The 11298-nt window shown below is 44.7% G+C and carries 11 protein-coding genes; 4 read left to right on the top strand and 7 right to left on the bottom strand.

Features of this window, described 5'->3' with window-relative positions; genetic code table 11:
• Nucleotides 1-99 precede the first annotated feature (99 nt).
• The gene (locus RIC07_RS34705) at nucleotides 100-363 is read left to right on the top strand and encodes a type II toxin-antitoxin system RelE family toxin (RefSeq protein ID WP_446398491.1); all 264 of its coding nucleotides are present in this window, start codon (nucleotides 100-102) and stop codon (nucleotides 361-363) included.
• Nucleotides 364-501: 138 nt separating this feature from the next.
• Here RIC07_RS34705 and hypE read toward each other — a convergent pair whose 3' ends face one another.
• The 6 genes from hypE to RIC07_RS34675 all read right to left on the bottom strand — a co-directional run bounded on the left by hypE (nucleotide 502) and on the right by RIC07_RS34675 (nucleotide 7216).
• Nucleotides 502-1590, bottom strand: a complete 1089-nt coding sequence (gene hypE, locus RIC07_RS34700) for a hydrogenase expression/formation protein HypE (protein WP_446398490.1) — start codon at nucleotides 1588-1590, stop codon at nucleotides 502-504.
• 166 nt (nucleotides 1591-1756) lie between these two features.
• On the bottom strand, nucleotides 1757-1969 hold the full coding sequence (locus RIC07_RS34695; RefSeq protein ID WP_446378046.1) for a tautomerase family protein: 213 nt from the start codon (nucleotides 1967-1969) through the stop codon (nucleotides 1757-1759).
• Between the two features lie 278 nt (nucleotides 1970-2247).
• Nucleotides 2248-3390 carry a hydrogenase formation protein HypD gene (gene hypD / locus RIC07_RS34690; protein WP_446398489.1) on the bottom strand — a complete coding sequence of 381 codons (1143 nt, stop codon included), beginning with the start codon at nucleotides 3388-3390 and terminating at the stop codon, nucleotides 2248-2250.
• Between the two features lie 34 nt (nucleotides 3391-3424).
• The gene (locus RIC07_RS34685) at nucleotides 3425-3670 is read right to left on the bottom strand and encodes a HypC/HybG/HupF family hydrogenase formation chaperone (protein WP_446378083.1); all 246 of its coding nucleotides are present in this window, start codon (nucleotides 3668-3670) and stop codon (nucleotides 3425-3427) included.
• Nucleotides 3671-3855: 185 nt separating this feature from the next.
• A complete protein-coding gene (gene hypF, locus RIC07_RS34680; RefSeq protein WP_446398488.1) occupies nucleotides 3856-6378 on the bottom strand; it encodes a carbamoyltransferase HypF in 2523 nt (840 codons plus the stop codon).
• 259 nt (nucleotides 6379-6637) lie between these two features.
• Nucleotides 6638-7216: a Uma2 family endonuclease gene (locus tag RIC07_RS34675; protein WP_446398487.1), complete on the bottom strand. Its 579-nt coding sequence runs from the start codon at nucleotides 7214-7216 to the stop codon at nucleotides 6638-6640.
• Nucleotides 7217-7473: 257 nt separating this feature from the next.
• On the opposite strand from RIC07_RS34675, the gene RIC07_RS34670 reads away from it, so the two are divergent.
• The 3 genes from RIC07_RS34670 to RIC07_RS34660 all read left to right on the top strand — a co-directional run bounded on the left by RIC07_RS34670 (nucleotide 7474) and on the right by RIC07_RS34660 (nucleotide 8737).
• Nucleotides 7474-7776: a hypothetical protein gene (locus RIC07_RS34670; protein ID WP_446398486.1), complete on the top strand. Its 303-nt coding sequence runs from the start codon at nucleotides 7474-7476 to the stop codon at nucleotides 7774-7776.
• The gene (locus RIC07_RS34665) at nucleotides 7773-7943 is read left to right on the top strand and encodes a hypothetical protein (protein WP_446398485.1); all 171 of its coding nucleotides are present in this window, start codon (nucleotides 7773-7775) and stop codon (nucleotides 7941-7943) included. Before RIC07_RS34670 ends, RIC07_RS34665 begins: the two co-directional genes overlap by 4 nt.
• 155 nt (nucleotides 7944-8098) lie before the next feature.
• Nucleotides 8099-8737: a Uma2 family endonuclease gene (locus RIC07_RS34660; protein WP_446398484.1), complete on the top strand. Its 639-nt coding sequence runs from the start codon at nucleotides 8099-8101 to the stop codon at nucleotides 8735-8737.
• A 489-nt stretch (nucleotides 8738-9226) separates the two neighbouring features.
• Here RIC07_RS34660 and menD read toward each other — a convergent pair whose 3' ends face one another.
• A complete protein-coding gene (gene menD / locus RIC07_RS34655; RefSeq protein ID WP_446398483.1) occupies nucleotides 9227-11080 on the bottom strand; it encodes a 2-succinyl-5-enolpyruvyl-6-hydroxy-3-cyclohexene-1-carboxylic-acid synthase in 1854 nt (617 codons plus the stop codon).
• Nucleotides 11081-11298 lie beyond the last annotated feature (218 nt).

Here is an 11298-nt window from a genome sequence, read left to right as displayed (position 1 = left end):
TAAGTAGGTGGGGACAATTAAAGTTAACGGTGGGGATCGTCATTCGTCATTCGTCATTCGTCATTTGTAAGGGTTTGAGGCTTGTTAACATAACTTAACATGGTTGAGTTTATTTCCACAAACCTACTTAAACAGCGCATCAGACGAGTAATTGGGGAATTAGCCGACAATTCCCGCCCACCTCAAAGCAAAATGCTTAACCTCCCCGATGTGGAAGCAGAGGTATGGCGGCTACGGTTAGACAATTGGCGACTATTGTACGCGATCGCAGAAACGGACAAAATTATCGATGTATTGGCTATCCGTAAACGCCCCCCTTACGATTATGGCGATTTGGAAACCTTGCTGGAAGAGTTAGAGTAGCGATCGCGATCCCCCTTATTTAGGTTGTAGGTTGGGTTTCGACTTCGCTCAACCCAACAGAATATAGGGCTAAGGGTCGCTACTACAAGCCGACACTAATTCATCACATAAGGTGTGCCACGCCACTATGGTGGGTAATTAACAAATTCTGGGGAGTTGATCCCCCACTAGCATATCGACAATACGTTCCGCCCCAAACGCCGTTTGCAGTAATACTACACCCGCAGGGGAATCAATCACTTCACCAATAATAGAGGAATCCTCTCCGGCTGGGTGAGACTTCATCGCCGATAATACAGATTCAGCGTGCGATCGCGGTACAATAACCACCAGTTTCCCTTCATTGGCGAGATATAGCGGATCTAATCCCAGAATCTCACAAACTCCATTCACCTCTTCCCGAATCGGAATCGATGCTTCATCCAGACGAATCCCCACTTCAGAACTTTGGGCAAATTCATTTAACACCGTAGCGACACCACCACGAGTCGCATCTCGCATCGCGTGAATTTGGGGACAAACCTCAAGAATCGCGTCCACTAACCCATTTAACGGTTGACAATCGCTTTTAATGTCTGTTGATAATGCTAATTCCCCACGGGCGATTAAAATAGCTGCACCATGATTTCCCAATTGACCATTTATAATTACCGCATCACCAGGTTGAATCTGATGGGCGGAAATAGAAACATTTTCTCTAATAACACCAATTCCGGCTGTATTGATAAACAGTTTATCGGCAGATCCGCGATGGACAACTTTGGTATCTCCCGTAACGATTTTTACTCCAGCAGCGTCGGCGGCTGTTTTCATACTCAGAACGATTTGCCGTAAGGTTTCAACTGGAAGTCCTTCTTCCATGATCATGCTACAGGTTAAATAGAGGGGTTTTGCCCCACTGACGGCTAAATCGTTGACGGTTCCATTGATGGCTAATTCCCCAATATTACTACCAGGAAAAAAGAGGGGATCAACGACATAAGAATCCGTGGTAAAGGCTAATCGATCGCCCTGACTGATGAGTTGGGCGAGGGGAATTGTGGCTTGATCTTCGAGTTGGGAGAGGATGGGATTATCGAAACTCCCGACAAAAATATCATCGATTAAATCCCGCATGGCTTTGCCACCACTACCATGGGCGAGGGTAATGGCGGTATCTTTAACTTTATTAGGGCGGCGTCGAATTTTTTCGATTTTTTGGAAGAGAGGATTTTGGTTATTTGTCATTTGTCATTTGTCATTTGTCATTTGTCATTTGTCATTTGTCATTTGTCATTTGTCATTTGTCATTTGTAAAGTCGGGGCGGGTGTAGGGTGCGTTAGCGAAGCGTAACGCACCATTTCAAAAGATAGTAGCGAAACTCACCACAACACTTATTCAACAGCCTCTAATTTATGTGTGATGCTTACCTCCTTTACCGGGTTTATCGGAATGTAATTCACCGCCAACTGCCCAATTTTCTCGATCAAATTCATCAATGTGAATGGTTACCCATTCGGGTTTCGTGCCTAAGGTGGAAACAAGGGTATCCGTGAGGGCTTTGGCAAGTTCACGTTTTTGATCAACAGAGTGACCTTGGGCAATCTGAACTGTGACAAATGGCATAACCGTTTATTCTCCAATCTAAAACTGTGTTTTAACAGCATTGTATGGGGGAAAACAGACGGATTTTGTAGTTGAATTATCGGTTTGGTGGATAAAGTTTGGGGGCTAAACCCACCTTGACAAATGTTCTCCCGCGACTGTTTAAACTCTCAAGAAACACGTTCGGATACAGGGGGTTGAGGAGAGGGTGACCTGATGCAATTGAGTAAAGGGCGACCCGATGTCATTGAGTGGAATGGTGTTGTTAATTTATGCAGGCGGGTCGCCCCTACAGGGGGTTAATTGATGCCGACGGCGGTTTTGGTGACTTTGGATAGGCGTCCATATTTGTAATAGGCAGCACAAGCCCCCTCTGAAGATACCATACAAGTTCCGATTGGGTTTTCCGGTGTACAAGCTGTACCAAAAACTTTACATTGCCAAGGTTTCATGACACCTTTGAGGATTTCTCCACATTGACAGGCTTTGTGATCGGCGACTTGACGATTGGGAAGGGTAAATTTAACTTCGGCATCAAATTGGGAGTAATCGGGGCGAATTTTAAACCCCGAATTGGCAATATCACCGAGTCCTCGCCATTCAAATTTTTGCCGCACTTCAAATACGGTATTCATCGCGTCTAAGGCGACACGATTTCCTTGGGGTTGAACGATGCGATCATATTGATTTTCTACCTCGCAGCGTCCTTGCATCAGTTGCTGCAAAATCATCCACAGGGATTGCAAAATATCTAAAGGTTCAAATCCGGAAACCACTAGCGGTTTTTGGTACTGTTGGGCAATAAAGTGATAGGGTTCTGTACCAATAACCATGCTGACATGACCGGGACCAATAAAGGCATCCAGTTGTAAATCGGGATTGTCTAATAAGGCTTGTAAGGCGGGAATAACTAGAACGTGATTACAGAACATACTGAAGTTTTGCAGTCCTTCAGCATCGGCTTGTAGGATGGTTAATGCGGTACTGGGGGCAGTGGTTTCAAAGCCAAGTCCGAAGAAAACGACTTCTTTATCCGGGTTATCTTTGGCAATTTGCAGGCTATCTAGGGGAGAATAAACCATGCGAATATCCGCCCCGGCTGCTTTGGCTTGGAGGAGGCTTTTCTGGGAACCGGGAACCCGCATGGCGTCACCAAAGGTGGTGAGGATAACATTAGGATAATCTGCGATCGCGATCGCGTCATCTAGGCGTCCCCTTGGCATTACGCAGACGGGACAGCCGGGACCATGGATTAATTCGATGCTATCGGGTAGGATTTCTTCGAGTCCATATTTAAAGATGGAATGGGTATGACCGCCACAGACTTCCATCACTTTTAGCGGTTGGCTGGGAGTTTTGCCTAATTGAGTGGTTAAGGTTTGGATTTCTCGCAGTAGGGCTTTGGCTTTTTGGGGATCGCGAAATTCGTCAACGTATTTCATAATTTGTCATTTGTCATTTGTCATTTGTCTTATGTCATTCGGCTAAGGCTAGTTCTTGGAGTAATTGTAAGGTTTCGGCGGCTTCTTGTTCGTCGAGGCGATTCATGGCAAAGCCAACGTGAACTAATACCCAATCGTTAATACAGGTGTCAATGGGATGATTTTCATCAATAATACAGGCAATATTAACTTGGCGTTGGACGCCGCCAATATTGACCATGGCGAGTTGATGTTCTCTATTCGTTATTTCAGTAATTTGACCGGGAATGCCTAAACACATTTTTCTGTTGTCCTTTGTGGGTTGTTGGTTGTTTTGGGTAAGCTGAGGGTTGAATTTGGAGGAGGGTGGGTTTTGTTGAAAGTTATCGGTAGGGAGGGCGGGTTTTGTTGAAAGGTTATCGGTAGGGAGGGCGGGTTTTGTTGAAAGGTTATTGGTGACATCTAATTGAGTCCCTAAACCCGCCCCTACAAATTGTCCCTAAACCCGCCCCTACATCTTGCGGCGATTACGGCTTGTCCTAAGGATAGTCCTCCATCATTGGGTGGAACTAAGCTGTGTGTCAATACTGTCATACCCATCCTCTCTAAATTTTCCCTGACTTGGGTCAATAAAATTCGGTTTTGAAACACACCTCCGGTGAGGATCACTTGATTGCTGATTAAATCAGGACGTAACTGCTGAACCATATTCGCGATCGCGTCAGCTAATCCTTGGTGAAATTTGGCAGCAATGAGGGACTTTGGCATAGTTTGCTGTAAATCGTCCAATAATGCAAGCCATAGGGGATAAGGGTCTAAAATTAATTCTGTTTCCTGATCTAGTTTGCCAATGTTAAAGGGATATGCCCCTACTTCTTTAACATAATTTAAGCTATCCGGAGTAACCAGGGTTTCCATTTCAATCGCGGCTTGCCCTTCATAGCTACAGTCTGTCCGACAAATCCCCAACGCTGCGGCTACTGCATCAAATAATCGTCCAGCAGATGAGGCGAGGGGGGAGTTAATCCCTTTTTCGATGAGTTGATTCAGCAAGGGATGAGGTTTTTGATCCAGAAATTGAATTAGATCTAACTCCCCATACTCTTGTTTTAACTTGTTCCAGTCCAATGCTGCCATTAAATGGGCGTAGGTATTGCGCCAGGGTTGATAAATTGCCTGTTCGCCGCCAATCATGGCGATTGGTTTAAATCTGCCTAATCGTTTAAATCCCTGATAATCGGCTAAGAGGAATTCTCCACCCCAAATTGTGCCATCTTCACCATAGCCTAATCCATCTAAGGCGATTCCTAATAGGGGGGGAGTCGTAAGTGGGATGCCATTTTCTGCCATACAAGCGGCAATATGGGCATGATGATGTTGGATAGACTGTAACGTAAGATTATTAGCGGTAGCGAGTTCTTGTCCGAGTTTCGTCGATAGGTATTCGGGATGTTTGTCTGTGGCGATCGCACTCGGTTTATGGTCAAATAAGTTTAGGTAGAGATTTAGGGTAGTCTGGTAAGCGTTAAAGGCAGCAGCATTCTCTAAGTCTCCTAAATGTTGAGATAAGATGGCTTGTCCATCTCGCAATAAACAGAATGTGTTTTTCAGTTCACTTCCCATCGCCAAAATCGGCGGACAATTGTCAAATCCTGGGGGTAAAGGAATGGGTTGGGGTGCATATCCACGGGCGCGGCGTAGGGTTTGGGTGTGGAGATGTCTTGCCATAGTTCCTTTGTAGGGGCGGGTTTCACAATTATCGTTTTTTGTCACCCTGATGTGACTAAACCCGCCCCCATCAAAGTTTTGAGGTTGTCGTTTAGAGGGAATAACTCGCACCACCGAATCATCGACACGATTGACAATATCACGGTTATGCAGCAGCAAATAATCCGCGATTTTGCCTAATTTTACACGGGCGTCTTGATTATCGATACATTGTGGTTCATCGGAGAGATTACCACTGGTTAAAATAATCGGATCATCCAGCCGCTGCATAATTAGATGGTGTAGGGGAGTATAGGGTAGCATAAACCCCAACGTTGTTTGTCCCGGTGCGACTGAATCCGCAATTTTGGCTGTAGAGACGTTGCATGCAACGTCTCTACAATTGGCGCGATTCGGGATAACATTAATTAAAACAATAGGCGCAGCGAGACTTTGTAATAATTCCTTTTCCTGATCATTCAGAGTACAATACCGTTCAATCACCCCTAAATCTCGCGCCATCAACGCAAAAGGTTTATGATACCGTTGCTTCCGCGATCGCAACTGTTGTACTGTGGTTTCATTGGTGGCATCGCAGGCTAAATGAATCCCGCCTAATCCTTTAATCGCCACAATTTCCCCTTGTTGCAGCAGAGTACAAACGGTATCGATAGGGTTAGCTGTATCTATTTTTTCACCATTTGCCCCTTCTAACCATACCCTTGGACCACAAACCGGACAAGCGATCGGTTGGGCGTGGAAACGGCGATTTTCGATATCGTGGTATTCCCTAGCGCAATCAGGACACATCGCAAAGTCTGCCATGCTAGTCTGTTTACGGTCATAGGGAATCGAGCGAATAATGCTTAGACGGGGACCACAATGGGTACAATTAGTAAACGGGTAATTGTACCAGCGCGATCGCGAATCAAAGGTTTCGGCTTGACATTGGGGACAGGTGGCGGCGTCAGCAGGTATTTGAGTTTGAACGGTACTATTGACACTCTGGGCAATGGTAAAGTCTGAGAAAATGCGATCGCCTTGATAAAAAGTACGGTCAATCGATTCAATTCGGGCAAGGGGAGGGCAGTCTGTTTGTAAGCGTTGCACAAAATCTGCGATCGCGTCTGTTGTTCCTGATACGTAAATTAAGACACCTTGACCATCATTACAGACTTCTCCTTTCAGATTACACGCCTTTGCCAAACGGTACACCGTTGGGCGAAATCCCACCCCTTGTACTGTACCCCGCACGCGAATTTCTTCCTGGCTGATTGGGGATAGATGATTGTTTATTGCCATGTGCCTTACGCCCTTAACGTTTCTGGGCGCAAGCCTTGCGCCCCTACCAGGGTAATGTATCAATTTCAGCTTACCAAGAAGCCGTGGTTTTATAGCAGTAGACACATTGATTAGGACTTTCGTCACCATTGTAGAGACGTTGCATGCAACGTCTCTACATCAATGATGTGTCCTAACCGCTATGTCGGTTACTATAATTGGGTTTGTCGTCAGGGGATCTTAGCCTAAATGATCAAGAAATCAGGACTGTAAAGCAAATTTATCGTATTCTAAAACACTCGTTCACCGTAATCGTACAATTATGAAAAGCCAGAATATCAATCGACTGTTGCCCTTTTAGAATTAACTGACGTTGGTAACCATCTACTTGAGGATCTCTAAAAACGTGGAGTTGCTGGGTTGTCACATTAAACACCCAATAGTCAACAATACCTGCGGCGGCGTAAAGATTGGCTTTACTTCCTAAATCTCGATTGATTGTGGTATCAGCAATTTCGACAATCAGGTAAACTTCCTCTGGGCGAGGATGATAGTCAGCATAAAAGTTAGCATTGGGATGGACAACAGCAATGTCAGGTTCTGGTTCTGAGTAGGTATCGAGTTGAATCGGATCTTGCAGTCGTACTAAGACTTGATCCCCCAGAAGCTTTTCCAAACATTTTTCAAGACGTTTACAAAGTGCGCTATGGGCAGGACCTTTGGGCATTTTCTGAATTATTTGTCCGGCGATGAGTTCAACTTTTTCATCCGCTGCTAAAATACCGACCTCTGCCATTCGATGGTAATCAGCCGTAGTAATCAGGCGAATATTGGTGAGTGGAAGGGGGGTTACGGTCATGAGTTGGATATCAGCTTTGAGCTTAATTTTATTATAAGCTCATGGCAAGTGAATTCCGAATTCCTAGTCAAGGCGTAAATGTGTCGGTTGGGTTGATGCTAGTCAACTCAATCGGAACTCTATGTGCTACAGTCGTGAAAGAACAGCCCCTACACAATTCACACTTACGTGGCACCGGATACCGTGAAAAGTAAGGTTTGCTAGGGTGCGATCGCGGATCTGGTAAGATAGGCACTGAATACAGCTACTCATCTTCTATGACGACCTTCACGATTAATAATCTACCCGACGATCTCTACGCTCAGATTCAACAACTTGCCACGCAAAATAATCAATCTGTTATTAATCAAGTTATTGAGTTATTAAAACAAGCCCTACAATCCTATAAAACACCTGAATTTAAAGACAGTTTACCAGAAACTGATGTAACTTGGGAAGCAAGATGCAAGATAGTCCCTCAGCTTATCGCTGATATCGAATATCGCCGCCAGACATTACCGACAGATATTGCATGGCTAGATAGCACTGCCCTTATTCGAGCGGATCGAGATAGTCGATGACAACTCTGCTCAAATGTGTTGTTGACGCAAGTGTGGGTATCAAGCAATTTATTCCTGATCCGCTATCGCTTAAAGTAACGTTGCTGTTTGCCCATCTTGCCAATCCCCACAGTGAAATCTATGTACCTGATTTGTTCTATATTGAGGTTGCCAACCTCGACTTATGACGTGCATTTATTTAATGATTTTTCCATCCCCCCTCCACCCACCTGATAATGAGTTCACTATATAAAAAAAGAAAGGATAATAATAGGATTAAATGGCTGAGGTGTGGTGGCGCGATCGCAATCAACTCCAATCTGACTAAATAGGACAAAAAATAATGGTCAATAGTCTCCAAGAACTAATTAACGAGCCAGAATTGACTCAAATTTATGACCCGGAGGAGAGATTCACAACCAGTGAGGTAAGCTGGAATCAATACGAATCTTTACTAGCAAAACTGGGAGACAACTCTCATTACCGCATCACCTATTTGGATGGAGTGTTAGAAATCGTGTCACCGTCTTTGAGACATGAAAAAATCAAAAAGCGTCTAGCCACTCTAATCGAATTTTATTTGATAAAAAAGCGAATCAAACACACACCAATGGGGAGTACCAGAGTCAAGAAGCAACTTAAAAAAGTGGGCGCTGAACCGGATGAATGTTACTGCATCGGAGAGGAGAAAGATATCCCAGATTTAGCGGTGGAAGTTATTATTACCAGTGGGAGTATTGACAAGCTAGATATCTATCGGCGCTTGGGAGTAACTGAGGTATGGCTTTGGAAAACGAATCGACTTAAACTTTACCATTTACGAGAAGCAACGCCATCTGTATTTGAAGAAACGTATGGGTATGAACAAGTCATAACTAGCGAATTATTACCAGGATTAGATATGGCTTTGCTCGAACAGTGTGTTTTTATTTCTGACCAAATTGAAGCAATTGACGCTTTTGAACAAGGAATCAATGCTTAGTGAATAAAAATGTTAACACCTGTCGCAACAACCCGCCAGGGATTCAAATCCCTGGCTAAAAGCTTAAGTCGTCTAAAGACGACTAAACACGAGTTTTAAGTAGTCGGACAAAAGTTTTGGGAATTGTATAAAGTTTTGTAAATGTGACTCTAATTGCCTTGAGGCAAAGGTTACAAGCATTTTTGGCTTTTGGGTACAGTGCTGTTTATTTATGTCCGACTACTTATATCATGTCCGGTCAAACACCCCAAATAAAAACGCCTGAAACCCTTGTTATTACAGCATTGCAATTATGGGCAATCGTCAAGACATGATATTAGTCCACTTCAGTGGACTTAAGCTATAAGCCAAGAACTTGAGTTCTTGGCGGGTGACGGGGGGTTACTAATAATTATGATGCTGACAGATTTAAGAGGAATGGTTGTCGGTTGGGTTGACCCAGGAAACCCAACATCAAAGGTTAATGTTATTGCGGCACAATTGGATAGGTTAAGGTTCCTTTACGACGAACGAACCTAGATGGGTTTGTCGCCACGTTGCGTCAGCTTTGCGATTGGTGGGTATTTCTAAGACTCGAATCCCTTGAGTGGGTAATGGATTCAGTAATTGCTGTAATCGTTGCCACGATTCAATACGTTGATGTTCTACCCTGTATGTTAAACATAATTGTGCAAAGTCTATATGTTGGGGGGTAGCAAAGAATTCTTCAAAGGGTGGCTCAAAGTCGGAAATGGGTAACATTTCAAAAATACCGCCCCCGTTATTATTGATTAAGATAATGGTGAGATGACCGATAAGTTTATTGTTGAATAAAAAGCCATTGGTATCATGTAATAAGGCTAAGTCTCCGGTTAGCATTACGGCACTCTGATTCCGGTGAGCAATCCCTAACGCTGTGGATAAGGTTCCATCAATGCCATTCGCACCGCGATTAAACCAGGGCTGAATTTCTGTATTCCCTGGCGACCAAAAGAATTCGACATCGCGCACGGGCATACTATTGGCAATAAATAAGGGTGTCCCTGTAGGTAAAGATTGAGAGAGTAACCAGGCGGCTTTTCCTTCAAATAATTGCGACATTTCTGCCATAGTTTGGTCAACGGCTGCTCTGACTTGCGTTTCTGCATCGCACCATTTTTTGAGGTAATGTGGGTTTTGTTTTGATATAGTTTTTTCCTGTTCCTCTATCGGGGCGGGTTTAGTTTCGTTATCAGTTTTACCAACCACATTATCGGTAAAACCCGCCCCTACATCCCTAATTTCTCTGGGATTCGTGGTTATCCATTGCCCGATTTCTTCGATAGAAATCCGCAGATGCGTGGTTTTCCCATGCAGGGCATCTAAGTTATGATGACAAGGGTCAATAATCCAACGTTGGGGTTGACAAGTATTTAACCAAGCGCGTAGTTCTTTACTGGTGGGGAGTTCGCCAATTTGAATAACAATCGTCGGTTTTAGTTGTTGCGCGAGTTGGCGATTCCGGAGGATTAAATCATAAGTAGAAATGAGATAAGGATTGAGGTTGGCGTAGTTTCTCAGGGGGGAAAGCCCTTCTGCTAATAGAGGAAAGTTTAGGGCTTGCGAAAGTTGGGAAATTGCATGACAATAGGCTTGGGGGTTTTGGGGTTGGGCTAAACCTGCAATAATTAAACCGCGATCGCACGCTTGCCAATCTGAGTAGGGAATCGTTTGCCCAGATACAGGAGAGAGGGGATGCACAGATGCGGGAGTAACCGCCCCAAAGAAATCGTCAGCCTGGAATTGGGATTGTAACTCAGTAGCGGCGTCTTCTGGAATAGGTGCTAGAGGATCACGAAAGGGGCAATTTAAATGTACTGCACCGGGAGTAGGAAAGCGCGATCGCTCCCAGGTGTGAATTACAGTTTGTCGCAGATATCTCAACATCCCGATTTCCAGAGACGGTACAGCTAATTCGGTTTGCCAGTTGGGATAATTGCCATAGAGTTTTACTTGATCAATGGTTTGCCCTGAATGACAATCACGCAGTTCTGGCGGACGGTCTGCGGTTAAAATTAATAGAGGAACGCGGCTTTCTCGTGCCTCAATAATCGCGGGATAGAAATTCGCCCCGGCGGTTCCTGAGGTACAAACCAACGCCACAGGTAGCCCTGATTTTCGGGCAACTCCCAAGGCGAAAAACGCAGCCGAACGTTCATCGAGAATCGGAATTGCTTCAACTTGGCTGTGTTGTGCAAAGGCAACAGTAAGCGGGGTGGAACGTGAACCGGGACATAAGACGGCAGTGGTTAATCCCAACCGCGTTAACGTTTCCACCAGTATAGAAGCCCAGACGGTATTGGTATTACGAAAGTCAATTAGCATCGCATCCAATACTATAGGGTCTGCTGAATAAGTCTGGTGGTGAGGGGGAGCGGGGGAAGCTGGGGAAGCTGGGGGAGCAAGTGTACATTTTTCCTGAGCAAGGTGATGCCTTACTTATGAAGAATACTACCCTATTTCCTTGAATCAAACCCTCTGTCAATAAGGCTCAAAGTATTGATGGGCTTGCTGCACAAAGCCAAAACCGCAAAGCCCATCAA

Origin of the sequence: Coleofasciculus sp. E1-EBD-02 (genome assembly GCF_040218245.1) — a bacterium.
Lineage (GTDB): Bacteria > Cyanobacteriota > Cyanobacteriia > Cyanobacteriales > Coleofasciculaceae > Coleofasciculus.
This window is presented reverse-complemented; position numbering and strand designations above follow the sequence as displayed.